The sequence below is a fragment of the Ruegeria sp. BHSB058 genome (assembly GCF_059613285.1).
In genome coordinates this window covers 1-26,745 of record NZ_JBXWSF010000058.1, presented here as the reverse complement: position 1 = coordinate 26,745, position 26,745 = coordinate 1, and the positions used below count along the sequence as shown (strand labels likewise).

Annotated in this window: 26 protein-coding genes; 12 read left to right on the top strand and 14 right to left on the bottom strand. The window is 56.1% G+C overall.

Annotation, left to right across the window (positions count from 1 at the left end; translation table 11 throughout):
- Both AC2FNB_RS14490 and AC2FNB_RS14485 read left to right on the top strand, forming a co-directional pair.
- On the top strand, positions 1 to 625 hold a 625-nt coding region (locus tag AC2FNB_RS14490), incomplete at its 5' end, for an OmpA family protein (RefSeq protein WP_496747403.1).
- A gap of 1 nt (position 626) precedes the next feature.
- Complete coding sequence (locus tag AC2FNB_RS14485) at positions 627 to 941, top strand: hypothetical protein (RefSeq protein WP_496747401.1); 315 nt, start codon at positions 627 to 629, stop codon at positions 939 to 941.
- 35 nt (positions 942 to 976) lie between these two features.
- On the opposite strand, the gene AC2FNB_RS14480 is transcribed toward AC2FNB_RS14485, so the two are convergent.
- The 3 genes from AC2FNB_RS14480 to pgsA are packed head-to-tail and all read right to left on the bottom strand — an operon-like array spanning position 977 to position 2,343.
- Positions 977 to 1,420 carry a molybdenum cofactor biosynthesis protein MoaE gene (locus AC2FNB_RS14480; RefSeq protein ID WP_496747399.1) on the bottom strand — a complete coding sequence of 148 codons (444 nt, stop codon included), beginning with the start codon at positions 1,418 to 1,420 and terminating at the stop codon, positions 977 to 979.
- Positions 1,421 to 1,425: 5 nt separating this feature from the next.
- Entirely contained in the window at positions 1,426 to 1,671 is a 246-nt protein-coding gene (moaD, locus tag AC2FNB_RS14475) for a molybdopterin converting factor subunit 1 (protein ID WP_480748649.1), read from the bottom strand.
- Positions 1,672 to 1,674: 3 nt separating this feature from the next.
- Complete coding sequence (gene pgsA / locus AC2FNB_RS14470; protein WP_480748648.1) at positions 1,675 to 2,343, bottom strand: CDP-diacylglycerol--glycerol-3-phosphate 3-phosphatidyltransferase; 669 nt, start codon at positions 2,341 to 2,343, stop codon at positions 1,675 to 1,677.
- Positions 2,344 to 2,517: 174 nt separating this feature from the next.
- Here pgsA and AC2FNB_RS14465 point away from each other — a divergent pair, with 174 nt between their 5' ends.
- Positions 2,518 to 3,402 carry a DMT family transporter gene (locus tag AC2FNB_RS14465; protein ID WP_480748647.1) on the top strand — a complete coding sequence of 295 codons (885 nt, stop codon included), beginning with the start codon at positions 2,518 to 2,520 and terminating at the stop codon, positions 3,400 to 3,402.
- Here AC2FNB_RS14465 and uvrC read toward each other — a convergent pair.
- From uvrC to AC2FNB_RS14430, 7 genes are all read right to left on the bottom strand, one after another.
- On the bottom strand, positions 3,399 to 5,273 hold the full coding sequence (gene uvrC, locus AC2FNB_RS14460; protein WP_496747397.1) for an excinuclease ABC subunit UvrC: 1,875 nt from the start codon (positions 5,271 to 5,273) through the stop codon (positions 3,399 to 3,401). The two genes, AC2FNB_RS14465 and uvrC, sit on opposite strands and share 4 nt — an antisense overlap.
- A 291-nt stretch (positions 5,274 to 5,564) precedes the next feature.
- On the bottom strand, positions 5,565 to 6,344 hold the full coding sequence (locus AC2FNB_RS14455; protein ID WP_496747396.1) for an SDR family oxidoreductase: 780 nt from the start codon (positions 6,342 to 6,344) through the stop codon (positions 5,565 to 5,567).
- 24 nt (positions 6,345 to 6,368) lie between these two features.
- Complete coding sequence (locus tag AC2FNB_RS14450) at positions 6,369 to 7,331, bottom strand: calcium/sodium antiporter (RefSeq protein WP_480748644.1); 963 nt, start codon at positions 7,329 to 7,331, stop codon at positions 6,369 to 6,371.
- Between the two features lie 168 nt (positions 7,332 to 7,499).
- Positions 7,500 to 8,297: a S49 family peptidase gene (locus tag AC2FNB_RS14445; protein ID WP_496747394.1), complete on the bottom strand. Its 798-nt coding sequence runs from the start codon at positions 8,295 to 8,297 to the stop codon at positions 7,500 to 7,502.
- A gap of 115 nt (positions 8,298 to 8,412) precedes the next feature.
- Positions 8,413 to 9,174 (bottom strand): ABC transporter permease, encoded by a 762-nt coding sequence (locus AC2FNB_RS14440; RefSeq protein WP_480748642.1) that lies wholly within the window; start codon positions 9,172 to 9,174, stop codon positions 8,413 to 8,415.
- Positions 9,171 to 10,100, bottom strand: a complete 930-nt coding sequence (locus AC2FNB_RS14435; protein WP_480748641.1) for an ABC transporter ATP-binding protein — start codon at positions 10,098 to 10,100, stop codon at positions 9,171 to 9,173. The genes AC2FNB_RS14440 and AC2FNB_RS14435 overlap by 4 nt, the downstream gene beginning before the upstream one ends.
- Before the next feature lie 90 nt (positions 10,101 to 10,190).
- A complete protein-coding gene (locus AC2FNB_RS14430; protein ID WP_496747391.1) occupies positions 10,191 to 10,709 on the bottom strand; it encodes an SRPBCC family protein in 519 nt (172 codons plus the stop codon).
- 167 nt (positions 10,710 to 10,876) lie between these two features.
- Between AC2FNB_RS14430 and AC2FNB_RS14425 the strand changes: the two genes are divergently transcribed.
- Positions 10,877 to 11,857, top strand: a complete 981-nt coding sequence (locus tag AC2FNB_RS14425; protein WP_496747389.1) for a DMT family transporter — start codon at positions 10,877 to 10,879, stop codon at positions 11,855 to 11,857.
- Between the two features lie 7 nt (positions 11,858 to 11,864).
- Here the strand turns inward: AC2FNB_RS14425 and AC2FNB_RS14420 are convergent, their stop codons facing one another.
- The 4 genes from AC2FNB_RS14420 to AC2FNB_RS14405 all read right to left on the bottom strand — a co-directional run bounded on the left by AC2FNB_RS14420 (position 11,865) and on the right by AC2FNB_RS14405 (position 17,692).
- A complete protein-coding gene (locus AC2FNB_RS14420) occupies positions 11,865 to 14,096 on the bottom strand; it encodes a CHASE2 domain-containing protein (RefSeq protein ID WP_496747387.1) in 2,232 nt (743 codons plus the stop codon).
- Between the two features lie 27 nt (positions 14,097 to 14,123).
- The gene (locus AC2FNB_RS14415) at positions 14,124 to 15,233 is read right to left on the bottom strand and encodes a FecR family protein (RefSeq protein ID WP_496747385.1); all 1,110 of its coding nucleotides are present in this window, start codon (positions 15,231 to 15,233) and stop codon (positions 14,124 to 14,126) included.
- A 352-nt stretch (positions 15,234 to 15,585) separates the two neighbouring features.
- Complete coding sequence (smpB, locus tag AC2FNB_RS14410; RefSeq protein WP_496747383.1) at positions 15,586 to 16,062, bottom strand: SsrA-binding protein SmpB; 477 nt, start codon at positions 16,060 to 16,062, stop codon at positions 15,586 to 15,588.
- A 154-nt stretch (positions 16,063 to 16,216) separates the two neighbouring features.
- Positions 16,217 to 17,692: an NAD-dependent succinate-semialdehyde dehydrogenase gene (locus AC2FNB_RS14405; RefSeq protein WP_496747381.1), complete on the bottom strand. Its 1,476-nt coding sequence runs from the start codon at positions 17,690 to 17,692 to the stop codon at positions 16,217 to 16,219.
- 262 nt (positions 17,693 to 17,954) lie between these two features.
- Here AC2FNB_RS14405 and AC2FNB_RS14400 point away from each other — a divergent pair, with 262 nt between their 5' ends.
- The 8 genes from AC2FNB_RS14400 to AC2FNB_RS14365 all read left to right on the top strand — a co-directional run bounded on the left by AC2FNB_RS14400 (position 17,955) and on the right by AC2FNB_RS14365 (position 26,664).
- Positions 17,955 to 19,163 carry a M24 family metallopeptidase gene (locus AC2FNB_RS14400; RefSeq protein ID WP_496747379.1) on the top strand — a complete coding sequence of 403 codons (1,209 nt, stop codon included), beginning with the start codon at positions 17,955 to 17,957 and terminating at the stop codon, positions 19,161 to 19,163.
- Between the two features lie 251 nt (positions 19,164 to 19,414).
- Positions 19,415 to 20,494 carry a hypothetical protein gene (locus AC2FNB_RS14395; RefSeq protein WP_496747377.1) on the top strand — a complete coding sequence of 360 codons (1,080 nt, stop codon included), beginning with the start codon at positions 19,415 to 19,417 and terminating at the stop codon, positions 20,492 to 20,494.
- A 317-nt stretch (positions 20,495 to 20,811) separates the two neighbouring features.
- The gene (locus AC2FNB_RS14390) at positions 20,812 to 21,936 is read left to right on the top strand and encodes a hypothetical protein (RefSeq protein ID WP_496747375.1); all 1,125 of its coding nucleotides are present in this window, start codon (positions 20,812 to 20,814) and stop codon (positions 21,934 to 21,936) included.
- Positions 21,937 to 22,009: 73 nt separating this feature from the next.
- Positions 22,010 to 23,941, top strand: a complete 1,932-nt coding sequence (locus tag AC2FNB_RS14385; protein WP_496747373.1) for an AAA family ATPase — start codon at positions 22,010 to 22,012, stop codon at positions 23,939 to 23,941.
- Positions 23,942 to 24,008: 67 nt separating this feature from the next.
- Positions 24,009 to 24,407: a hypothetical protein gene (locus AC2FNB_RS14380; RefSeq protein ID WP_496747371.1), complete on the top strand. Its 399-nt coding sequence runs from the start codon at positions 24,009 to 24,011 to the stop codon at positions 24,405 to 24,407.
- Positions 24,404 to 25,741: a DUF6638 family protein gene (locus AC2FNB_RS14375; protein ID WP_496747369.1), complete on the top strand. Its 1,338-nt coding sequence runs from the start codon at positions 24,404 to 24,406 to the stop codon at positions 25,739 to 25,741. The genes AC2FNB_RS14380 and AC2FNB_RS14375 overlap by 4 nt, the downstream gene beginning before the upstream one ends.
- Position 25,742: 1 nt before the next feature.
- A complete protein-coding gene (locus AC2FNB_RS14370; protein ID WP_480748628.1) occupies positions 25,743 to 26,009 on the top strand; it encodes a hypothetical protein in 267 nt (88 codons plus the stop codon).
- A gap of 10 nt (positions 26,010 to 26,019) precedes the next feature.
- Complete coding sequence (locus tag AC2FNB_RS14365) at positions 26,020 to 26,664, top strand: DUF1523 family protein (protein WP_480748627.1); 645 nt, start codon at positions 26,020 to 26,022, stop codon at positions 26,662 to 26,664.
- Positions 26,665 to 26,745 lie beyond the last annotated feature (81 nt).

Here is a 26,745-nt window from a genome sequence, read left to right as displayed (position 1 = left end):
AACAGTCATCATCCGCGGCATGAGTCATGACGAAGATGCAAATGCAGACATATCACGGTTGCTATCCGACAAACTAGGCGAGGCTCAGGACTTCAAGCTGGACATCAGTTTCGAACCCCTGCCCGAACCCGAGGATGCATTGCCGGACCCGGAAGTGTGCGAAGCAGACATAGCCGTTATTCAGCAAGGCAACAAAATCACATTCGAACCCGGCTCTACCACGGTGTCGACCGACTCCTTGGAAACGGTGAACCGAATTGCGAACATCCTGAGAGAATGCGGACCAATCCGGATGGAAATTCAAGGCCACACCGACAGCCAGGGCCGCGAAGAGATGAACCAGAAACTTAGCCAAGCGCGCGCGCAGTCTATTCTCAACGAACTGCGCGCCCGGCGCGTGCCAACGTCGAGTTTCGCCGCGATCGGCTATGGCGAAAGCCAGCCGATCGGGGATAACGGGACCGAAGAAGGCCGCGAAGAGAATCGGCGGATCGATTTCAGGCTGGTTCGCCCTGAACCCGTGACCGAGCGTAAGACCGGGCTGGAGGCGGCGGAACAGGCAAAAGAGCGGCCGACCGGGAAACAGGCGGACAACACATCGCAAGAGCAGGCAGAGGATCAGTGACATGAACAGAACCGAATTCATTATCGCCACCGCGATCATCCTGTTCGTGGCGTTTTCACTGGGCTGGTTCACCAACTGGCTGGTTCACCGGCTGTCCCGTGTTCGCCAAAGCGACGTGGCTGATCTGGACCGTATGAGTCGGGAGTTGCACGAAGCGGAAGAAACCCGCGATCAGGCGATCACGTATCTTCAGCAGCGCGAAGCCGAATTAACCAATCAGTTAACACAGACAGAAGCGGAACTGTCCGCGGCGATGGATGGATTGCGAGCGGCACGGCAAGAAGCCGAAGAGTTAAGGGTACAATTGGCAGGCTAAGCACAAAGGCTAGTTTTACCCAGGGAACAACCGAACTACCAACGGGCCAAAGCGTCTTCGTCTTCATCCTTGGCTGCAACCCAACCAGCGCCACCAGCTGTGATTTCCTTTTTCCAGAACGGTGCCCGAGACTTCAGGTAGTCCATCAAATACTCGGCAGCCTCGAAGGCATCCTTGCGATGGCGGGCCGCAGTGGCGACCATCATGATCCGGTCACCGGGTGCGAGCCGGCCATAACGATGGATGACTAGAACATCACCCAATGCCCAACGTTCTTTCGCTTCCAGAGCGATTTTCGACAATGCTTTCTCGGTCATACCGGGGTAATGCTCGATCTCCATCACGGCGAGATCGTCCTCCGCAAGATCACGCACCACCCCTGTGAACGTCACGATGGCACCGTTTGCCGCTCCTCTGGCAGCGAAAGAACTGACTTCTGTCCCTAGATCGAAGGGTTCTTCCTGAACAGCTACGCGCACGGAAATCACCCTCCGGTCATGGGCGGAAAGAACGCAACCTCTCTGACGCCGGACAAAGAGGCATCAAAATCCGAAAGCTCCTGATCCAGAGCCACCCGAAGCGCCGAGAGGTCGGCAAAAGCCACTTCGTACCGGACCTCGCGCATCCGCAACTCATCGACCAATTCCGAAACAGTCGCCGCATTGGTTTCAACTCTTTCTTTCGGCAATCCGATGCGTTCGCGAACCCAGGCGAAATACAGAATGTCCATGTCTTACGTATCCTTCAGATGCGGCATAGCTTTACGTAGGTAATCATAGCCGGTGATCAACGTCAGACCAGCTGCAATCCACAGCAACCACAGACCAACACGCCCGGCCCAGACCATACCGTGGTATTTCCAGCGCAAGCCGTGAAGGTCTTCCACCTGCCCGGTCATGATCTGCTCGACCAACTGCTGATCCATCCCGAACGAGGACATCACCAGGTAGTGCTCGAATATCCCCTGACCGAACAAAACCGCGATGGCAATCATCTGTGATGTTGTCTTCCACTTGGCAAGCTTAGTCACCTTGAGCGTGCCTGAGACATCGCCAAGATACTCGCGCAAACCGGAAACGAAAACCTCGCGAAACAGGATGAACGTGGCAGGCAGCACCAACCAGGGTGTCCAATGTTCAGCGGAATACCCGACGATAATCATCAATGCGATGACTACCATTGCCTTATCGGCGATCGGGTCCATCATCGCACCCATCTTGGTTTCCTGTTTCCATGCCCGGGCCAAATATCCGTCGAACCAGTCGGTAACTGCGGCGGTCACGAATAGAATCAACGCGAACCAATCCGCATAAGGCCGGGTAAAGTACAAAAACATCACAGCCAGCCCGGGGGCAGCCAAAAGGCGCAGAACAGTCAGGATATTGGGCAAGTTCCATTTCATGCAGCGGACCCTACATCGGCGGTTACGGACAGAAAAGCCAAAGTGCCAAAAAACTCGACTTATCACAGAAGCTTGGTCAAAGCGCCGCAGTCTTGAAGTCTCTGAACGATACGGGTTGGCCTTTGCCAGTATTGCAGTCAGTTTGCGCGACAGAGCCAAGCCAGAAAGCGCATCATGACTACCCAAATCCGAACCGATGCCCGATCGAATTTGGCCGGCAGTCTTTGGATGATTGCCGCGATGGCGGGCTTTGCACTGGAAGACTCGCTGCTGAAGGCGGCCTTTGCCTCTTTGCCAATTTGGCAGGTTTTAGTACTGTTTGGTGCTGGCGGAGCCGTTGTTTTCGCGGGCGTGGCGCAGGTACGCAGGGTTCGTCTGTTTCAACCCGATGTGCTGTCACGCCCGATGAAGGTAAGGGGGGTGTTCGAAGTACTTGGCCGGTTGTTCTATTTTCTGGCCATCGCCCTGACACCCTTGTCCTCGGCTACCGTCATCTTGCAAGCCACGCCTCTTGTCGTGGTCGCGGGGGCGGCGCTGTTTTTTGGCGAAACCGTTCGCTGGCGACAGTGGAGCGCCATTATCGTCGGCATGATCGGTGTCATCCTTTTTTTGCAACCAACTGGTAACAGTTTTTCCGCCCTGTCGATTCTGGCAGTGCTGGGCATGCTGGGCTTTGCCGGACGCGATCTGGCCAGTCGCGCGGCCCCGACCAACTTGGGGGCTGAAGTTCTTGGATTTTATGGCTTTCTTAGCATCATCGTTGCAGGTCTTGTCTATCGATTATGGGAAGTTGCGCCAATTGCACCGCTTAGCTTGCACACATGCCAGCATCTGAGCGGCGCGGTTCTGATGGGGGTAATAGCCTATACCGCACTGATGAAAGCGATGCGCACGGGCGAGGTTTCGGTCGTCACCCCGTTCCGCTACACGCGTTTGCTGTTCGGTATTGTTTTGGGCGTGATAATGTTCGGCGAAAGCCTGGATCGAAACATGTGGATCGGAAGCGCGCTGATCGTGACCTCGGGGCTTTATATACTGTGGCGCGGGCGGCGGGCCTAACCCTTGTCGTGGAAGAAATCATACACCTTTTGCGCCAACCCGGCTGATATCCCTTCGACCGCTTTAAGGTCTGCCAAATTTGCCCGGCTGACAGCCTTGGCACTGCCGAAATGAGTCAGAAGTGCCCGCTTGCGGGCCATACCCACACCGGGAATTTCGTCCAACGGGGTCGCGCCGACGGCTTTGGCCCGTTTGGCACGGTGGGTGCCGATAGCAAACCGGTGTGCTTCATCACGCAAGCGCTGGATGAAATACAGCACCGGGTCATTGCGTTTCAGCGCAAAAGGGCGCTGGCCAATGCGGTGGAACTCCTCTTTGCCGTGGTCGCGGTCTATTCCCTTTGCGACACCTACTATCGGAATATCCTCGACCCCGTGTTGGGACATTATCTCGTGCACAGCACCGACCTGTCCAGAACCACCGTCGATCAGAAGCAAATCCGGCCACAACCCTTTGTCCCGGTCCGGGTCTTCTTTCAGCAACCGGGAAAAGCGGCGGCCTAGAACTTCTTTCATCATTCCAAAATCGTCGCCCGGTGTCAGGTCGTCGCCACGGATATTGAATTTGCGATAGGCGTTTTTCATGAACCCATCCGGCCCGGCCACAATCATGCCGCCGACCGCGCTTGTGCCTTGAATATGTGAGTTGTCATAGACTTCGATCCGGTTCGGCGGCCCGTCCAGTTCAAACGCCTCGGCAATGCCGCGCAACAGCTTGGCTTGCGTAGCACTTTCGGACATGCGGCGGGCAAGAGACTCGCGCGCATTTCTTAGTGCACCGGTCACCAACTCATGCTTCTCGCCACGTTGGGGGACCAGGATTTCGACCTTGCGTCTAACTTTTCCCGTCAAGGCCTCCTGCATCAAGTCAGCGTTTTCAATTTCGTCGGACAGGATCAATTGCCGGGGCGGTTCCTTGTTGTCGTAAAACTGGCCAAGGAAAGCCTCCATCACTTCGGCAGGCGAAACGTCCGGCCCAACACGCGGATAAAAGTCCTTGTTGCCCCAGTTCTGGTTGGCGCGGATAAAGAATACCTGAACACAAGCCTGCCCGCTTTCCATGTAGAGTCCGATGACATCCGCTTCGGTGACACCGCGAGGATTGATACCCTGACTCGTCTGCACCTGCGTCAGTGCCCGTATGCGGTCGCGCAAGCTGGCGGCGCGCTCAAATTCCATCGCCTCCGATGCTGCCATCATCTGTGCTGCCAAATCCTCTTGCACCTTGGTCGACCGACCGGACAAAAACCTTTCGGCATCCTTGACGCTTTCACGGTAGTCCGCTTCGGAGATCAGTCCAACACATGGTCCTGAACAACGTTTGATTTGGTAAAGCAGACAAGGTCGCGTACGGCTATCAAACATCGAATCCGAACAGTTGCGCAGAAGAAAGGCCTTTTGCAGCTGGTTCAGCGTGCGGTTCACGGCTCCCGCACTGGCAAAGGGACCAAAATAGGCGCCCTTTTCCTTCTTCGCGCCACGGTGTTTCTTGATCTGGGAAAAGGGGTGATCCTTGGCCACCAGAATATTGGGAAAGCTTTTGTCGTCGCGCAGCAGCACATTGTATTTGGGCTTAAGTTGCTTGATCAGGTTCTGTTCTAGCAGCAACGCTTCGGTTTCAGTCTTGGTAGTCAGAAACATCATCGAAGCGGTGGCCGCTATCATTCGCTCGATCCGCCCTGAATGACCCGGCCTGGTATAGTTCGAAACCCGTGCCCGCAAGTTCCGCGCCTTGCCGACATAAAGCACCCGACTATCAGCATCGAGCATCCGATATACACCGGGTGAACTGTCCAGAGTTTTCATATATCCCTGAATACAGGCATAGCCTGTCTGTGGGATTGCAGGAATATCGTCGCCGTGGTGCGTCATTGCCTTGAACTATGATTCTCTGGCCATGGCTGCAATCTTGGAGCACCGATTTCAAGAGAAAACAAATCCACGATTTCTGTGGATAAGTGTGCCGATAACTTTTGGGGCATCGGGATTTTTCCTTGTTTACAGGTGCCTTCCTTGAGTTGCACAAAAAATAGGCATTATCATAACTGCTTGATTCTTCGATATATTTTTTTGATGGCCTGACAAGTATATGAAACAAAAGACATTTTTGTAACGTATCGGTAACGCTTTTGAGAGCGGTGCAAAACTTGCAGCGTATACTCGTTATTCGGGTCCCAGAACATCCGGTGTACGCCATCCCAAATGCTGTCCGCCGTCGACGCAAAGTAACTGCCCGGTGACTGCCGGGGCGTCCAGAAAATATCCCAACGCGGCGGTAATGTCAGACGGGTGCGCGCCCCGTTCCAAGATCGTATTCGCTCTTTGGGCAGAAAAATGTGCGTCGCTTTGCCGATGTCCCTGCAACGTGGGTCCGGGACCAATAGCATTCACACGGATGGCTGGCGTCAATGCTTGAGCCGCCGTGCGCGTCAAAGCCCAAAGCCCCATTTTGGCCAATGAGTAAGTCATGAACTCGGGCGTTGGTTTCCTTACCCGCATGTCGACCATGTTGACAATTAGACCCGACGCAACGGGTTCACCAAACTCATCCATCCTGTGGGCCAACCCTTGCCTCGCCATCGCCTGCGTCAGAACAAACGGCGCGCGCAGATTGCTGTCCATGTGACGATCCCAACTCTGCCGAGTCGCGGTATGAATGTTGTCGTATTCAAAGATAGATGCGTTATTGACAAGACAGGTGATCGGCCCTCCCAGTGCTTCTGCTGCACGAGGCAACAAGGCCACTGTCTGTACCTCATCCAAAAGATCCGCCTGCAAGCTTATTGCTGTGCGCCCTTTGGCCGATATCGCCCGCACGGTGTCCTCCGCTTGCTCTTGCGAGCGCGCATAGTGGACGACGACATCGAAACCGCGATCAGCAAGGTACAGGGCCATGGCACGACCCAAACGCAGTCCGGCGCCGGTCACGAGAGCTCGGGTCATGCAAATCTCCCTGTTTCTGAGACCTCAGGTCAGTACGGCAACCACATAAATCCCGTAGAGCCCCGTCAGCGCAAGCCCCCAAAAACGGGTGATGTTCTGCTGGAGAAACACAAAGGGGATCAACAAAAGCGATGCCCCCAGCATGACCCACAGGTCGAATTCCAGAAACTCCGGATCGACTTCGATGTTTCCAAACAGAGTGGCAATCCCGACAATGGCCAACAGGTTGAACATGTTCGAACCAATCACGTTGCCAAGTGCTACGTCGGCCTGACGCCTGAGGGCTGCCATGACAGTCGTCGCCAGTTCAGGCAAAGAAGTGCCAACAGCAATCAAAGTCAGGCCGATCACGGTTTCGCTGACACCGTAGGTTCGGGCGATGATGGCGGCATTGTCCACCAACAGATGCGCCCCCATCGGCAAACCAATCAATCCAAGGATCAAGTAAACAGCGACGCGCCAATACGGCATGTCCGGATCAGCTTCTTCCAGCGTTTCAAGACCTTCCTCGTCCGCACAAGCGCCGTTGCAAGCCTTGCGGTGCGCATGCGCCTGCCGAAAGGCGTTCATCAGGATCAAGAACAATCCCACCAACAGGATGGCCCCACTAGCCAGCGTGAACGTACCGCAGAATGCCAGCGCAATGAACAGTACGGACGCGATCAGCATGAACACATAGTTCCGCCGCGTATTGCACTCGCTAGTGTGAAGGGTGGCAAGCATAGCGGGTATGCCCAGAACCAGCAGGATATTGGCTGTATTCGAACCGACGACGTTGCCTAGTGCAATACCCGGTGCATTTTCCTGCACCGCCTTGATCGCAATCAGGAGTTCCGGCGCAGAAGTCCCGAACGCGACGATGGTCAGGCTCACGATCAACGCGGGAACTCCAAGGCGCAAACTGAGATTTACCGCCCCCCGAACCAGCGCATCGCCAGCCAGCAACAGAATCAACAGGCCCAGCGCTGATAATACCCATGCGGTCATGTCCGCCCCCCTTTTTCGCAGGCACAGGGACCCTTGCCGATCCGAAAACGTCCACAGCGCTTGCACCGCGCTGACGCCAACCGCTTTTGCCCGGGAAACCTGAGTTTTCCGAACATCGCCAGAACGGCCATGCCAATGAGAAAAAGGGTGACAGCCTTGATGATCACGTCAAAGCCCGAAACGCGCGTAGGCTGCGCGTTCCTCTACGCCAGCGATAGCATCCTGCGCCACCTGTGCCCCAAACCGCGTCCAGATCGGGCGGCGCACGCCATAGCGTCGAAACTTGACCTTCTGGCCAAATCGTTCCTGCATCTTGGGCTTCAGATGACCAACTCCGTCGATCAGGCCAAGTTCGGTTGCTCGCTTGGCCAACCAGACCTCACCGGTGAACAAGTCCTCGCCCCGGTTTAATTTGTCTCCGCGGCGATTTCGAACATGAGCGATGAAATTAGCATGAATGTCTTCGAGAAGGACATTGAGTCGTTCGACATCATCCTCTTTTTCCGGCGCGAAAGGATCCAGCATCGATTTGGACTTTCCTGCGGTGTGCACGCGACGTTCAATCCCCTGTCGCGCCAGAAATACATGCGCTCCGAACCCGGCGGAAATCACGCCGATGGACCCCAGAACCGAGCTGTCATCAGCCCAGATTTCATCCGCCGCGACAGCGAGCCAATAACCGCCCGAGGCTGCCACATCCTCGACAAAGGCGAAAACCGGGATTTTCAGTTCTTCACTCAAACGCCGGATGCGGGCGCCGATCAGTGAGCTTTGCACCGGCGAACCACCCGGCGAGTTGATCTCCAGTGCCACCGCAACGGGTTTACCCTTGCGAAATGCCTTCTCCAGCACTGGTGTCAGCGCATTGTCATTCAGCGACGCACGCCCGACCATCCCGATGGCACCGGACAAACGGACCACGGCCACAACTGGCGGTTTTTTTAGAAACGGCAGGCGAAAGTTCATGGATGCCGATGTAGAGTGCGGCCAAGCCGTAAACAAGACGCCCCACGTGACAGAAGCGAAACGTGAACCAAATTCAAACAATCGGAGGGCAAAAATGCAACGCCCCCGTGCGATTTCAGCTACGAAGACGCCAACCTGTTTTGAAGATCCACCAGATGATTCCAAGGCAAATTCCGGTAAACACGACTATGGCCAGCAGGCTGAACCCGATGGGTACATCGGCCAATCCATAGAACGACCACCGAAATCCCGAGATCAGATAAACCACCGGGTTGAAGAGTGTAATCGTCTGCCAGACCGGAGGAAGCATAGAAATGGAATAAAACGTGCCGCCAAGAAAAATCAACGGCGTCACCACCAATTGCGGGATAAGAGACATCTGTTCGAAGTTACTTGCCCAGATGCCAACGATAAACCCGAGCAGCGCAAAGCTGAGGCACGACAAAATCAGGAACGCAGCCATGGCCAAGGGATGCTCTACCCGGATATCGACAAAGAAGGTCGATGTGACCAGAATCACCAGCCCGACAAACAACGCCTTTGTCGCGGCCGCTCCGACATAGCCGATAACGATTTCCAAGAAGTTCACGGGCGCGGACAGCAATTCATAAATCGTTCCAAGGAATTTGGGAAAGTAGATGCCAAACGACGCGTTCGAAATCGACAACATGACAACTGATAGCATGATCAGACCAGGAACAATGAACGCACCATAGGAGACGCCTTCGACTTCCTGAATGCGACTGCCGATAGCTGTTCCAAAAACCACAAAATAGAGCGATGTGGAAATCACCGGCGACAAAAAGCTTTGCGCCAGCGTGCGAAAGAAACGTGCCATCTCGAAGCGGTAGATCGCAGCGATTGCGGCCCAGTTCATTGCATGTCCCCCGACACCAGATTGACAAAGATTTCTTCCAGGCTGGATTGTCGTGTCTGCACATCTCTCAGAACAAGTCCCGCCTCTGCAACGTCGTTCAGCAACGTAGTGATACCGGTCCGCTCGGCATGGGTATCATACGTATAGACCAGCGCTTCGCCATTCCCGCTTAGTGACAGTTTGTGATGGCTAAGACTTTCGGGAACCGCAGTGATCGGCTCAGTCAGCATCACCTCAATCTGCTTTTGGCCCATCTGCGCCATAAGGGTGCTCTTGTCCTGCACCAACAGCAACTCGCCTTTGTTGATGACGCCTACCCTGTCGGCGATTGCCTCGGCCTCTTCGATATAATGTGTGGTCAGGATGATGGTGACGCCGCTCTGCTTCAGTTCAGCTACGATATCCCACATGTCCTTGCGCAGTTCCACATCCACGCCTGCGGTAGGTTCGTCCAGAAAAAGGACACGCGGCTCATGCGCCAGCGCCTTGGCAATAAGCACCCTTCGTTTCATGCCGCCGGACAGTTCCTTGATAGCGTTCTTGCGCTTGTCCCAAAGCGAGAGTTTGCGCAGGATACCCTCGATCTTTGCATCATCCATCCGATGCCCGAACAGCCCGCGCGAGAACCGGACCGTGTTCCAGACCTTTTCGAACGGTTCAAGCGCAATCTCTTGCGGAACCAGGCCAATCATTCGACGGGCCGATCGAAAATCGTTCTGAATGTCATAACCACCAACAGTCACAGTTCCCGACGATGGGGTAGTGATGCCGCAAATCGTGGAAATCAATGTGGTTTTGCCAGCGCCATTTGGCCCGAGCAAGGCAAGAATCTCACCTTCCTCGATGTCGAGCGTGACGCCTTTCAACGCCTCAAAACCGTCAGCATAAGACTTGCGCAGGTTCTTGATGGACAAAATGGTCGACATGCCTGTTCCCCGTTCTGCCGGAGACCCTATCGCGCGCCGGGCTGACAGAACAGGCCATTTGCGCACAGAAGCTTGCGCGATTGCGCAAATTCAGGACGAACCTGTCAGCTTACCAAGCCAGCCTTTCTTTTTGGCAGGCTCGTCTAACTCTTCCACCAGTTCAGCCGGGCCTTCGAGATGTGCCTGAAGGTTCTCGAAAAACTGATCCGCCATTTTCTTGGCAAACCCGTCGATCAGTCGGCTTCCCAACTGTGCAAGCTTTCCTCCAACCTTTGCATCGACATCATAGGACAACACAGTGCCACCACCATCGGCCGGAGCCAATGTCACCGCCGCCTCGCCCTTTGCGAAACCGGCAGCGCCTCCCTTTCCTTCCCCGGCGATGGTAAGACGCTCGTTTTTCAACATGCCGGACATGGTCACGGTGCCTTTGAAGGTTGCCTTGACCGGACCAACCTTTTGAACAACGGTCGCTTCATAACCGTCCTCCGGGTTTCCGGTGACCTCTTGCGCGCCAGACACGCATTCTTTGAGAACAGCAGGGTCCAGTAACGCCGCATAAACTTCCGCAGGTGTCGCCTGGATCTCCCGAGTATCACTCATGTGCATGCCTGCACCTCCTCTGCCGTCGTGCGTATCCGGTCAAAACCTTGCGCCAGAAGGCAGACCTGCGCAACAGGTACAACTCCGATATTGAGATTGGGAACTCCAAAGTCCTTATGATAGCGGTGTTTCTGCTTGGCAAAACATCAAGTCGTTCGCTGGGAGAGCCTACCGTGTCACATGTACAACAAAACCGGTCAGCCGCCGGTATCGCCTTTATCATTTGTGGCATGTTTGCGATTTCTGTCAACGACATGCTGATCAAGCAGTTTTCTGGCGATTATCCCTTGCACGAGATAGTGTTCCTGAGGTCGTCGATCGGCATGGTTCTATCGCTAGCGCTGGTATATTTCGAAGGTGGCGTCGGAATTTTGCGAACACGCCATCCATTTTTGCATACCGTGCGATGTCTTTTGGTCGTGATATCAAACATGACCTTCTTTGTTGCACTCGCCGCAGCACCGCTTGCCGATGCGACAGCGCTATTCTTTGCTGCGCCACTGTTCATTACCGTCCTTTCTATCCCGGTCCTTGGCGAGAAAGTCGGTCCGTTGCGGATCGGCGCAGTCGTCGTCGGATTTGTTGGCGTCGTCGTCATGCAACGGCCTTGGCAAGGTAGCGACACGATGGATGCAAATCGGCTTGTATTGATGCTGCCGGTTCTTTCAGCGCTTGCCTATGCATTGAACCAACTCATGACACGAAAACTCGGCGCAACGACGTCGGCCTCGGCGCTGGCAACCTATATCCAAGGCATGTTCATCCCCGTCTCCGTTGGCTTCTATCTGGTTGCAGGTGATGGGCGCTTCGTAGCGGGGACAGACAACCCCAGTCTAAGTTTTCTTTTGCGTGCCTGGGTATGGCCTGCGAACGAAGATTGGGTTTTTGTGATTTGGCTTGGCTTGAACTCGGGAATCGTTGCCTATTGCCTGGCCCAAGCCTATCGGGTTGCCGACGCAGCAACTGTCGCCCCATTTGAATATGTCGGCCTGCCGATGGCCGTATTCTGGGGCTGGTTAATCTGGGGACAATTGCCGGGGACAGTGGTTTGGCTGGGCATGTCGATGATCATAGGGGCCGGGCTGTTCGTCTTTTTGCGCGAACGCCAAAAAGCGAAAGAAATTGCGCGCACCGAAATCAAAGCCCGATATTGATCTGTGGTCATTCACCGGCCATTCGCGAACGCTCGAAATGCCTGAAGGCGATATCGGTCGTGGCGATGTGCTGAGAAAAATCCTGAACCCGCCTTGGTATTTCCCTATAGAATGCAGCCAGTCCGGGTTCTACCTTTGAGGCCAGTTGCGCGCAGTCAGACGCCAACGCGGCCATGTCCCGAGTTTGTTCGGCATCTTGCAGTTTTTCCATCATCTTGGAATGGGCTTCTGCCAGCCTTGCAAAGCCCTGCGACGTCAAAACTTCCTGATCGCCAACAACAACAAAAATCGATTCTGGTTCGGATTTTCCCCTGAGGTGAACAGCACCTGCTTCCAACATGGCAAGCTTGCCTTTAGTCGCTTCGTAAACCGGCTTCGACACAACAATGTCATAATTGACGTATCGGCAAGCGACCTCGAGACGCGAGGCAACATTTACCACGTCGCCAATGGCCGTGTAGTTGAACCTTTTTCGCGATCCGATATTGCCGACACAAGCGCTGCCAGTGGCGCAGCCAGTTGCCAGCGCCAAAGAGGCCTGCCCGTCCATCTTTTGGGAGGCGTTGAATTCGGCCATTGCCCGCCGCATCGCCAATGCGGCACACACCGCCCGCGCCGGGTGGTCCTCAACCGGCAACGGTGCATTCCAGAACGCCATGATGGCATCACCGATGAACTTGTCGATCGTGCCCTTTTCCGCAAGAATTTGTTCTCCCAGTTTGGAAAACAACGCGTTCAGCAGGGTCACGAGTTCGGACGCGGGTAGTATTTCAGACAACGGGGTGAAACCGCGAATGTCCGAGAACATGACGGTTATGTCCTGCGTTTCACCGCCAAGTTTCAAGGCCTGACCGCTCGCTTCCATTTCGTCCAGAATCTCTGGAGCGACATAGTGGGAAAACGTCTGCCTGATCGCGCGCTTGTCGCGCTCGGTCACGATGTACTGATACCCAGCCAGCAATCCGAAATTCGCCATTCCACCAATTAGTGGAAATGTCACATCAAATAAGATGGAGTTGGCGTGAAAGGCAAACCAGCTCACCCCGACAACCGATGTCGCCGCAATCCCACCCGAGACGAACGATGGGACCGCGCCTGAGCCGGACATGACGCTGGTCACTATCAATCCCAATGCGATGAACGCGATCAATTCCAAGGCGGCCGTAACATCGCTGCGGCGCAGAACCTCTCCGAGAAGGATTTGCTCGATGATCTGGGCATGGATCGATACGCCTGGAACCGACTCTCCCAGAGCGGTTTCGCGGATATCCAGCAGGCCCGCAGCTGATGTACCCACCAATATGATCCGACCTTGGATTTCTTTCTGAAAAGCGGAATCCAGACCCGTCTTGAGGACATCCTTTGCTGAAAGGTAAAGTCCGGGATCATCGCGTCTGTATCGCACCCATATCTCACCGTTTTCCGTTGTCGGCACCTGAAAGCCACCGAAGTCCAGCGAAAGCATGACACCGGGTTCATCCTGGGAACCCTCGACAAAGATATTAGCTACGCCGGTGGCAACACGCAGAACTTCGACATTCAGACTGGGCAAGGCCCCGGTGGGCCCCATCCACAAAAGGGGAACCGTGCGGACCACACCAAGCCCACCGAGCGGCGAGACGTTTACACCGCCAATCCCTAGCGCTGTTTCTCCCAAAGGCGTTGCCAGAGGTGTCCAACTGGATACACGAGGCAACCTTGACGTCGGGCGCTCACCAATCTCGACGATGCCGGTCTTCGGCGCTACTTCGAAACCGTCACTTTGCAGTCTGGCCGCTACACCAAGAACTACCGGCCATTCTGCAATGGTATTTGCAAACCGGATATCGTTGTCTAAGAGGGTTGCCGCAATATCATCCCGCAACAGTTCCTTGAAAGCCGGGTCCCCCGATAATCGCGCGGGGGAATACCTGTCCGGTTCGGCAAACAGCATATCAAACGCAATGGCCGCCGCCCCATATTCTCCAAGCCTTTGGACAAGCTCGGCCAGCTTCGTGCGCGGCCAGGGCCAATGACCGATTTCAGACAATGAGGCTTCGTCGATATCGACGACACGGACCGGCAGTTCAGGATTGAAGTCTCGGGGGGACAACCGCTGCAGATAATCGAAATAGATCATCCGTGCGGCCTGAACCGGATAAGGATCCGATATCCGCAGCAGGCACCCCAAAAGGATCAGCAACAGCCCAATACCCCGAAACGTCCAATTGCGCTGCTTGCTTGCGGTCAGCCAGGCCATGTCACTCAGCTTTCGATCCCGGGCCCATCAACCTCTTCCTCCTTTCTCGCCCGATGACCCGTTTCCACCGCCATTGCTTCCGGCACCGACCTCGCCACGACCGGCAGAGCTTCCGCGCCCGGCGCTTTGTCCCGGCGATCCACCAACCCCAACGCCTTTGCCATTTCCTGAACCGGCGGAAGAAGCACTTCCTTTACCTCCGCCCGGCGCCGACCCTGAATTACCTTGCCCCGCACTTTGACCGGGACCATCGCCGGTTGCTCCTGTATCTGGGCCATTTCCGCCGCGATTGGCGGCACCCTGCCCATTCCCGGCGCCAGTACCATGCTGACCGTCACTCACCGCGTTCCCTTGGCCACGACTGTTGCCCCCGGCTACACCGCTCTGCCCCGGGAAGCCCAGAATGCCTGGTGGCTGAGGCTGAGGCGGCGAAGGCGGTTCGGTCGTCGGAGGGGATGGAGGAGGATCAGAAGGTGGGGTTGCTGTATCGACCACGGGTGGATCTGGCGTAACCGGCGTTTTAGGTACGGGTACAGCGCGAATTGGGATGATGCCCGCCCCAGTTGGCACAACAGCAAAGCTTCCACAACCGCCGACATCTGCCCGAAAGGCAGGATCCAGTTGGCTTTGGGACAGGATGAACGGAAATCCGTTGTTCAACGCACGAACAGCCTGTTGGTTATCGATCGGACGACCGACACCGCCCCCCGGCGTTGTGGCAACCATCGAGCATTGCCCTCGCACGAACGAGCATCTGTTGCGTATGCCGCACATCCGGACGGTGCCTTCGAGGATCACCATCGTGCTTTGTTGTTCACCCAGAACCCAAACATCAAAAATTGTTCCGCGGACACCCATGGTCGCGGTCGGCGTCGTGATCGAATAGGCCGACTTCCGGCTGTTTCCGGATATGAAACGGAAACTACCCCCCAGCGCCTTGACCGCAAAATTCCTGGCGGCCTGATCGCCACGCATCATCGAAACATCCAATACCATGCGTGTATTGGGGCCTATTGCAATCTTGGTTTCGTCGCTGAACAGGATCTGAACGACCCCGCTACCATCCGTTGTAATGACGTCGCCGTTTTCGACGACCATTCCGGCACGCATCACACGATCATCCCCGCCAGATGTCACACTGGCCCCCTGGCGGACGTCTATCACTTTGCCGATTGCAGCAAACACCCGACTGGCCGGGAATAAGACAAGCAGAAAGAGGACAAAAGCTCCAGCAAGACGCAAACAGGTCAACCCACACCCCCTCCATGAGGTACACAACACCCACCCAAAGCTTGGGTGAGGCAGACCCTTGCCGGGCCTGGAGGCGCCTGTATTGGCTCTATAATGCCACTAAATTGACACAACTATGCCGCATAGTCGGAGAGTTTTGCAAGAGTTCGCCTACGTATGCGTTTGTCCATTGCGCACCACGACAGTCACATTTGATTGTCGATATTGAAGCTTGACCGGCGGAAAACCGTGCCAATAATCATCCGTGATCTTTCATCAACCGCTGTTTTTGGCGAGACCAATCGCGTTTCGCCTCGGTTTCACGCTTGTCGTGCAACTTTTTGCCCTTGGCTATTCCAATCTTAATCTTCGCCAGTCCCTTGTGGTTGAAATAGAGCACCAGCGGAACCAAGGTCATTCCCTTGCGTTGGGTAGCGTTCCACAGATCCGACATCTGTTTTCGTGATACCAACAACTTGCGTCGACGGCGTTCTTCGTGCTTGAACACTTTGGCCTGTTCATAGGGCGGGATATAGGAGTTGACCAACCATAATTCACCGTTTTCCACCGCTGCGTAGCTGTCGGCGATGTTCGATCCACCCGCGCGCAGGGCCTTGACCTCGGACCCATCAAGAACAACGCCGCACTCGATATCGTCCTCGATAGCATAATCGAAGCGCGCGCGCCGGTTCTCGGCGATCACCTTGTAATTCGGGTCTGATTTCGGTTTGGCCATAACGCTGTGATTTAGGGGCCTTGCAACACCCATGCAAGCGGTTTGATCGCAAAAGTTGCGAAGGTACGCCATTTGAAAAATCAACAATGGATTGAAAATTACCCAAGCAGAAAAGCCCGCCTAACGGCGAGCTTTGAACTCGATTTCAATGCTCTTACACCGACATGCAAATATACTTCATTTCAAGATAGTCCTCGATCCCATGGTGGCTGCCTTCGCGACCGAGACCAGACTGTTTGACGCCGCCGAATGGCGCGACCTCTGTTGAGATGATGCCGGTATTGACGCCCACGATTCCGTATTCCAGCGCCTCTGCAACCTTGTAAACCCGGCGAAGATCCTTGGCATAGAAATAGGCGGCCAGCCCGAAAATCGTGTCATTGGCCATCGCTATCACATCATCCACGTCATCAAACTTGAAGAGGGGGGCAAGTGGGCCGAAAGTTTCTTCCTGTGCGACTTTCATGTTCTGTGTCACACCTGTCACAATCGTTGGCTGAAAGAATGTACCCCCCAAATCGTGGGGCAGCCCACCAGTCAGAACCGCGCCGCCATGCGAGGTAACATCCTTGATATGCTCGCGCACCTTTTCAACGGCATCAGCATTGATCAATGGCCCGGTCGTTGTGCCTTCGGCCAAACCATCGCCAACCTTGAGGGCCTCAACTGCCGCCTTCAGCCTGGCTGCGAATGCGTCATATACACCGGCTTGGACATAGATCCTGTTGGCACAAACACAAGTCTGGCCGTTATTGCGGAACTTGCACATCATTGCGCCTTCGACGGCTGCATCCAGATCGGCGTCGTCAAACACGATGAATGGCGCGTTCCCACCCAACTCCATAGAGCATTTCATCACCTGATCGGCTGCCTGACGCAGCAGTATACGGCCAACTTCGGTCGAACCGGTAAAGGTCAGCTTGCGAATGCCCGGGTTTTCGCAGAATTCCTTGCCGATCTCGCTGGCGCGTGAGGACGGAACCACGCTAAACACGCCTGCTGGAATACCAGCCTGCTCTGCCAGCACAGCAAGAACCAACGCAGACAACGGCGTTTCTGCGGCAGGGCGCGCGACGAACGCGCAGCCAGCGGCCAGCGCCGGACCCGCTTTGCGGGTAATCATCGCGTTGGGGAAGTTCCACGGAGTGATCGACGCTGCAACACCAATCGGCTGTTTCAGCACCATGATCCGCTTGTCCCGCTGATGCCCCGGTATGGTCTCACCATAGATGCGTTTGGCCTCTTCGCCAAAGAATTCGATGAAGGACGCGCCATATCCGATCTCGCCAATCGCTTCGGCCAGCGGCTTTCCCTGCTCGGCGGTCAGGATTTTACCCAAGTCCTCGGCATTTTCCATCATCAGGTCATACCAGCGACGCAGGATCGCAGCGCGTTCCTTGCCAGTGTATTTCGCCCACTCTTTCTGTGCCGCCTCTGCTTGCGCAATCGCTCCCGCAACCTGTGCCCGGCTGACATCCGCCACCTCGGCCACCACATCGCCGCGTGCAGGATTGGTCACGGCAAACGTCCCGTTTTCGCCATCAACCCATTGACCTCCGATAAAGGCTTTGGTTGCCAGCAGTTCCGGTTTCTTCAGGAGCGATTTGAGATCGGTCGTCGTATCCAGCATGGGTCAGCCTCCGGCTAGAGAATGGTTTCGCCCACTCAATCAAGTGGTCTGGCACTTGTCTATGTCCACTCGGCCCTATGAATCAATCCAGATTTGATCAAATTTTTCATCTGACCAAAACATAACGAAAACTCCCGCTTGATCGACTCTCTGCGATAGTACAGATTGCGCGCGGGCCCTGGCGATGGCGTCGCCTCATGCCGCAATGCATGCGCCCACTTCCCCGTCCTGAACGCCGGGACCTTCTGTCAAGGAGGGTCTTATGACCGCACGTCCGGAATTCTACCGTTATCACAACGGCCAACAAACCCAATTGCAGTTCGAGGACACCGAATACGAGGCCAGACTGAAAGGCTTGCGCGCGCGCATGGCCGATCTAGGTGTTGGTGCCGCCGTTTTCACGTCGATGCACAACATCGCTTATTATTCGGGCTTTCTGTATTGCGCTTTTGGCCGCCCCTATGGCTTGGTCGTCACCGAAACAGAGTCGGTCACAATAAGCGCAGGCATCGATGCTGGCCAGCCATGGCGGCGATGCTATGGCGACAACATCACCTATACCGACTGGCAGCGCGACAATTATTGGCGTGCCATTCTATCGGTTGCCGGCGAAGGCCAGGTGGTCGGTTATGAAAGTGACCACCTGAGCCTGATGCAGCGCGACAAGCTGGAAAACTTTCTCAAGCCCTCGGCCATGGTCGATATGTTCGAAACCACCATGCGCCAACGGATGATGAAATCGCCCGCAGAAATCGCGCTGATCCGCCACGGTGCACAGGTCGCGGACGTGGGTGGTTATGCCATCCGCGATGCTGTCAAGGCTGGTGTGCGAGAGATTGACGTTGCGATGGCGGGCCGTGATGCAATGGAATTGGAAATCGCAAAACGGTTTCCGGATGCCGAGTACCGCGACACTTGGGTCTGGTTCCAGTCCGGCATCAATACCGACGGCGCACACAACCCGGTGACAGGCCGCGTTCTGCAGCGCGGTGATATCCTCTCTTTGAACACCTTTCCCATGATCTCGGGTTACTACACTGCTCTTGAACGGACGATGTTCGTTGAGGAAGTCGACAAAGCCAGCCTGAAAATCTGGCAAGCAAATGTCGCCGCTCATGAATACGGCATGAGCCTGTTGCAGCCCGGTGCAAGCTGCGCCGAGATCACCCACAAGATCAACGACTTTTTCGCCGAACGCGACCTGCTGCAGTATCGCACTTTTGGCTATGGCCACTCGTTCGGCGTGCTGTCGCACTATTACGGCCGCGAGGCTGGGCTGGAACTTCGCGAAGACATCGACACGGTTCTGGAACCGGGCATGGTGATTTCGATGGAACCAATGTTGACGATTGCGGATGGTCAACCCGGCGCTGGGGGCTATCGCGAGCACGACATTCTGGTCATCAACGAAGACGGCAACGAAAACATCACCGGCTATCCTTATGGCCCGGAGTTCAACGTCGTTGGCTAAGCGGGTTTGGCCCTGATGGGCCAAGCCTCCGGCGGGAGTATTGGAAAAAGATGAAGGGGCTGCCCAAGATCAGGCGGCCCTTTTTTGTTTGATAACGGGGCGCGACGTCGCAGGGGCGCCCTGTTCCGCCATATCTCTTTTCTTTTCGGAGAAGGTTTGTCAGAGTTCGCGTGAAAATTGAAAAGGCAGGGATGTAAATTAACTTAACATACCCTATCTCTAGCTTGAATAAGAAAAAACGAGAGGGCAAAATGTCGAACCAGCAATTTGAAGCGTTGATTGAAGATACACAGAAGAAGGTCCGCGAAAGCCAATCGCAGATCGAGGGGCTGACCTCGCGCATCGAAGCGGCACGGGCCAAGATCGGCACCGCCGAGGCCGATATCGACATCGAAAACGCCACGCTTGAGGATGTGCACGCCCATACCGAGGTGATGAACGCCAATATTGCCGAGCTGATCATGGGGCTGGACGACGTCACCAACGCGTTTTCCAAGGATTTCGACGAGATGCGCTCGAAAACCGGGTGGGAGAGCTTCGTGGGCATCTTCGCCAAGGCCAAGTCCGAGTCGATGCGGCAAGAAAGGATGCGTACCGCCAATATCGACGACAAACTGCAAGACCTGATCGCCAAATCCGACGTGATTGTAAAGCTGCTGGAAGGGCAGTTGTCGGTACTGGAAGAGCAGCGTGTGAAGGTCGAGGACAACCTGACGGCGACGCTTGATGACCGCGAGTTCACGGTTCAGGAGTTAGAGGCGCTGCGCGCAGAAATACAAGGCATGGACCCGACCATCATCACGCTGGAAAACAAGATCAGCGTCGAACAGGACGCCGCCGCGCGGACCCAGCTGGAGACCGAACTGGCCGAGTTGAACAAGCAATACAACGCCAAGGTTCAGGAAGAACAGGTCAAGCTGGCTAAATCGCAGACACTGGAGCGTTATATCGAAAAGGGCAAAACCTGGGTCGACTCGCTGCAGAACCAGGCGGCGACGCAGATGGTGCTGATCAACAAACTACAGACAGACACGCAGCAGCGCGTGGTGCTGTATGACGCCCTGACCAAATCGCTGAAAACCGCGCAGCAGCAGGACGTGGCCCACCGCATCAACGAGATTGGTGTGCAAACCGATCAAGAGGCGCAGACGGCCATGGCCGCCATCGGCACCGCAACCAACCAGAAGATGGCCGACATGCTTGAGGCGCATGAGGACCACATGGTCTTTGCCCGCGACGTGCTGGAGAAAAAGGCCAAGGCGGATGAGCGGTTCGCGCGCCGATTTGCCTCGATTGTCGAGAAGCATGATAAGAATTTGTATGGTGGTTAAGTGCGTTTTGCTTACCAGCAGTTAGTATTGATGGTCTTGAGCCCTGGTCCACTTATGGTTCCAGAGTTTTTAGAAAAGTTGGGTGTAATAGAGCATAAGCCGATCTATCCCGAGACTATCCAGATACTGCTTTCGATGGCTTTTGGCGCTTGGCTCATTCGGTTTTTGTGCTGGCTGAGTTGGGGTAGCGAGAGGGGGCTTCGTTTTCAGCGTTTAGTTGGGATTAATCCCGAGGTTGTGCTGTATAGTATTGGCTCGCCGCTATATCGTTGGTGGTTTCACATCGACAAAAACGGGAAGGACTTGGACGCTCCAAGATGACCGATAGAAGCCCCACCCAAGACCATGTCGGCCTGACCGACACTTTCGCCTCGCGCCGGTATTTCCGCAAGTTCGAGGTGATCACCGTCCACCTCCTGCGCGTGGCCGCGACGATGGAGGCCGAGGGCGCGATCAGCAAGCAAGAGGTGCGGATTGTGTCGCGCTACCTTTCGGGGCTGCTCTACACCTTCCGCGCGCTGTCCATGAAATACCTGCTGGTTGGGCGCGACACGGGGCGGTTCTTTGGCAGCCTCGCCATGGACAAGCGCGACAGCGGGTTTCCGGTGGCGGCCGAGTTGCTGACCATGGCCAATGACGCGCAACAGGCGCAGGTGCATTTGGCGAATATGCCCTCGGAAGACGACCTGAAAACCGACATGGTTCGCACCATCATCGGTGACCGGGACATCCCGACCAAGTTGCAATTCGCGCTGTCCCAAAGGCTCTATTATGAGGAATTGCTGAAAGGTCAGCTGTTCTGGGCCCGCAACGATCCCGAATGTCACTGGATCGGGAATGAGGGCGAGCGGCGCAAGTTCATGATCCACTGGGCGGTCTATGACAGCCAGATCAACCTGCCGGTCATCTACCTGATGCAGTTGGAGGATAGCGGCAAAACCGCCCTGCCCAAGGATCAACGCCGCTGGCCCGAAGTGCAGGCTCACCTAATGGCGCAATCCTTGGGCGGGCTGAAACTGGTGACCATCGCCAAGGGCTTTGATCAGGATTTCGATGACCTGCATCCCAAACACCTGCGCCGCATTCATGTGGGGCCGATGTATTCTTCGGCGTTTACCGAACAATCTGGCCCCTTGCGGCAGGTGCTGGAGGACGCGCAATCTCCGCAAGGGCAGGATTGGGCGCTGGCCTGGACCACCGAAGAGCTACACAGCGAGGAGGTCATCGAGGAACGCGCCGGCTGGTTCTCAACTGTTGAGCGTGAGGTTTTTGCGCTGGATCCTTTTGGCGGGCAGGGGGCCGAGACCGGGGCCACCCGCACCCAACGGTCGATCATCCTGCCACAGCGCCCGTTTCAGGTGCTGGCCGAACGCAACCCGCCGGGGTTTGCCGATGTGCGAAAGTTTGTGGTCGGCAAGGCTGGGCAAGTGTTGAGGTATTGAGCAGGTGACGGGTTGATACCCACCCTACGCGACAAAGTAGGCCGGGCTTCAGCCCGACATTGCGAGGAAACAGATGAGTTTGACGTCAGATCAGATGGAATTGCGCGAAGACGACATTCGCAAGCACTATCCGGCGGCGACCGCCTTGCTAAACGGGTTCGAGCATGCGCCGCGAATTGCCAAGGCGGTAGAAGCCACCGTTGAACGCTCGCCGGGTGTTTCGACTGGTCGGCGGTTTCGCTCGACGACACCGGGGTTGGTGACACGCCGGACCGTGCGCGCAGACGGGGTGCATCTGGTTGAGCGGATCGAGGCGTCGGATGATGGTGACGCCTTGGTTTCGCCGCCGCAGGCAACTGCACAACAAGCGATCCGCCGCGCCATCGCAATCGCTCTGGCCGTGGCCGACACCTATGCGGAACAGACCCCATTGGCCGACCTGAAACGCGCCAATCTGGCCGGGGATCTGCCAGCTGCGCGCAAGACCGAGTTCTCGGAATTGCTGACGGCTGAGGCGCTGATCACGTCTCACACCTTCGGCAATGCGCTGGCCTATCTGATGTCCTCGCACCTAGGCGAAACCACCGTCGATATCGGCGAGATCGAAGAGATCCTGACCGACAATGGCCAACTTGCCCTGCACGGCGCGCTGTGGGAGCTGGACCAGACGCTGGCCAAACACGCCCCCGACGACGCCCATCTGATCGCGGCCACCAGTGCCTATGCCGAGCAACTGATGGAGAAATCCGCCCTGCGCGCAGGGTCCGCAGGTCATCTGGCCCCGTTCCAGAGCGCAGCCTGGCATATCGAGGCCGACGACCTGACGATCCGGGGGTTCGAGCCGGCCTCCAAGGCAAAATCCACCACCTTGACCATGACGTTCAAGAAGCCGAACGAGGTGGTCGGCAACCATATCGCCAAGTATCAGGCGATGAAGCTGGCGAAGATGCTGATGGCCTACGACTTCGACCGCCGCCTGAACCCGTTTGCGGAACTTGGCGGGTTCATCTTTACCTTCATGGGTGACGGCAAACCGGGCACCGGCAAGACCACCCTGATCCAGATGATGGCCGGGCTGATCAACGAGTATTGCCAGAACGCGGGCTATCCGTTCCGCTATCAGAACCTGAGCACCGACAATATCGACAGCTATCAGGGCAAGTCCGGCCAGAACGCCAAGGCCTTTATCAACACGATCATCGACCCCTCGGTCATCGGTTTCGGCACCATCGACGATATCGACCAGCTGGCGGGTAAGCGCGGTGACCGGCAGTCGTCAGCCGGGCAGCTGGAAATCACCGCTGTGCTGATGGAGAGCTTTGCCGGCGCCAACACCGTTGTACGCGGTAACTGCACCTTTGGCATGTTCTCGAACTACCCCGAGAATGTGGACGACGCCCTGCGCCAGCGGGCGGGCGCACGGTTCCTGGTGGACGGGCCGCAAACGCGCGAGGATTACATCGACATCCTGCACCTGCTGATGGGCCGCAACCACGACATTCCGCTGGGCGAACACGACGCCTACGCCGCGCAGGAGATCAAGAAGGCCGTCGCCGCCAGTTTCGAGAGCCACTCCCGCCCGCATGAGGATGCCTTGCTGCAGGTCTATGACCGGGTTTCCGGTGATATCGGCCAGATGGACACCATCGCCAAGCTGGGCACCTACCTCAAGGCGATCCAGCAGGCGGATGAACGGTTCACCGGTCGCGCGATCAAGAACATCACCGACGCGGTCAAGGTCCGCGCGATGGATTTCGAACTGCCCGACGAATGGATGGAGAACCCCGACCTGTTCCTGTTCCGCGACTACGACACCAAGAAGGCCATGATCGAGGACCTGCGCCAGCCGATCACGGTCGAGATGGTGATCCAGGAGATCAACCGCTACGCCGACAGCGAGTTCCGCTATGCCGACAAGAGCGACGAGGTCGCCATCGAAAACGCTGTCCGCGAGATGGCGAGGATGGAAGAGGCCAAGCGGCGGTATCTGGAGGGGAAGGGGTGACGAACAGTAGAGGAATACACCACAGGATCAGGATAATGAGTGATCTTAGAACACGAGGTTTGGCCAATTGATTTCAGGTTTATTGATTGCTGGATTTATGGCGGACTATTCCTGCGGGGTCGGTGTTAAAGCGCATGTCGCTTTGGCAATCACTTTGATTGCTATCGGCGTATTTGCAGCCGTCTTTTTCCAAAGCGTAGCAAAACGAGCTTTCTGGTCAGCCGTTTTGCTGTCTTTCATCGGTTTGTTCGTTGCTAGTGCGGTTTCCTACTGGGCAATATATACTTGCGCAGATTTGCATGACGTCGCTCCTTGGACCAGTGGACTTGGCGACAATAAATTTGACTACGTGGTCTTCAGGAGTGCCTTGTTATTGCCCTGCTGGACTATACCGCTGCTACTTATCTGTGGATACCTAAGAGCAAATGGCGGGGGACTTAAAATTCCGAAAGACCCAAGAATATGATCCGCCTCATCAAAAAAGGCCTGATGTTCGGCAACCTTGTCCACATCTCCAGCCCGGCTCTGGTCGAGCGGTATAATCGCGCGCTGCAGCATCTGGCGGGCAAGGCTACGGCGCTGACGGATTTCCACGTCGATATCTCGGGCTATTCGCCCGAGGTGGGGATTGAGCTGGAGGACGAGCTTTACCTCAACCCCAACGGGGTCAACCGGCAGTTCATCCTGCTGACGACCGAGCAGAAACGCGCGCCGTTGCTGAACGTCAAATTCTCGACCTCGCGCGATATTCTGCGCGAGTTCATCGAGATGAATGAAGCGCAGCTATTCGCCCTGACCGCCACCGATGCGGTGGCCGGAGAGTTGGTGAACTCGGTTTTCAAGCTCACGACGCCCAATGATCTGCTGAACCTACGCAAGATCGAGATTGAGGCTGATACCGCAGGCGGCACTCTGCGCAAGGCGCAGCAACTCGCGGGCATGGTAGAGCGGTTCAAGACCGAAGAGGACGCCTGGTTCGACGACGTACTGATCGCCAGGATGATCGAAACCGCCAAAGAAACCGGCGACGTCACGCGCAACCCCGTTCACCTGCGCCACACGGCCTTTGAGCAGCGCAATTTCTGGACGGCCCATTTCGGCGGGCTCTATTTGTTTCCCGATCTGGACCACCCGGCGGCGATATGTGCAGGCACGAAACCGGATGACCTGCCGATCCGCTACGTCTTTGATCTGACCGAGCGGAACCGGATCGCCAAGTTTCTGGACCTCAACGACTTGGTCGAACCTATCGTCAAGGCGCGTGGCGTCGACGCGGCAGCGATCCTGCGGCAAAAGATGGATTTCATCACCATCGACACCGCTGCTGGCGCGGGCATCGACCTGACCGGGCTGGATCGCACCGACATGCGCCGTCTGGCACGCAATCATGCGGACCGGTTGCCGGAAGCTTATCACGGGTTGGCGCAATTGCTGCGCTGGGCCGAGGATGGCGGGTCGTGGCCGCGCATCACCTCGGACCACCCGGCCTATTTCTACACGCTGCGCGCGGCGGACACGCGCGACCGTGATCTGGTCAACATGCTGCTGGCCGAGCTGGCGCCGCTTGACCCGCGCCAGATGTTCATCTGCCACAAGGAACTGTTTTATCGAACCTATGCGACCTGGCCGGATGCCAAGCGCGCCTATGTGGCAGATTTCCTTGCGCGGGAATATCAGGTGGACAAGGCGGGCGCGCGCGCCGCACTCTTCGGGCACGAACCCGATATGAGCGGCGAGGACCAGGTGAGCGAAGACATCATTCACCGCGCCGGCCCCTGGGGCGCGGTCAGGAGAGGTTGAGATGCTGGGTGCGCTGCGGCTGATATTCATTTTGCTTGTGCTGCAGACGATTGCCTATGTCGTCCTGTCGATCTATTCCCGCAATGTCCGGCGCGACAAGCTGGAAACGTGGTGGGATGAACAGCGCAAGACGGGCAACAAAGAAGCGTTTGTGGAACGCGGGCTCAAGGTCTATGACAATTCGTTCCGTCGCAAACTGATCCTTGGTGTCTATATCATACCGTGGGTGGCAATCGCGGTATTGATCTATATCGTGAATTACATGTGAGGACCCTCAAATGGTCTATGTCAAATGGGCAATCATCCTGATCTTCTGGGTTACACTGGGTGCTTTCCTGCAATACTCCCTGCCCCAACATGACGTGGTGCGCATCGTCAACACCTATGAGGAACGGCAGGACCTGACCGACTGGACCCGCATCTTCTGGTCGGAACCCGAGGATCAATCGACCAGCCTGTCAAACCGCGACGTGCAGTTCATTCAGGCAGTACGGGCCAACGGCAAGCCCATCGTCTATCGCAACGAAGATACCGGCTGGGGCTGGCCGCCGTATTTCAAATTTGACACCGCCAATCTGTATACCGAGGCAAATGACGCCATTTCGACCAAGGACAATCCCGAATGGGTGGCCGTCACGCATTATGGTTGGCGAAACGAATTCCTGTCGATCTTCCCGAATGCAATCATCATCAAGCCGGTCGACGGACCAGATGCCCGCATCATCCCGTGGTTCAACATCTTCTTCCTGACTCTGTTTTTCGCACTTGTTTGGGCCATCTGGGTGCGCTGGCGCCGGTTCCGCAAAGCACGGATCGATCCGATGATCGACAGCGTCGAGGACAGTCTTTACGCGGCTGGCGACGCTATTGATGAACGGCGCGGTCGGTTGCGCCGTTGGTTGGACAGCTGGAAGTCCAAGTAAGCCGGCAGAACCGCCCTCAATCGGAAAACAGATAATCTACCGACAATATTTCTAGCGCCAGTTCTTGTGGAATCCGCAGAA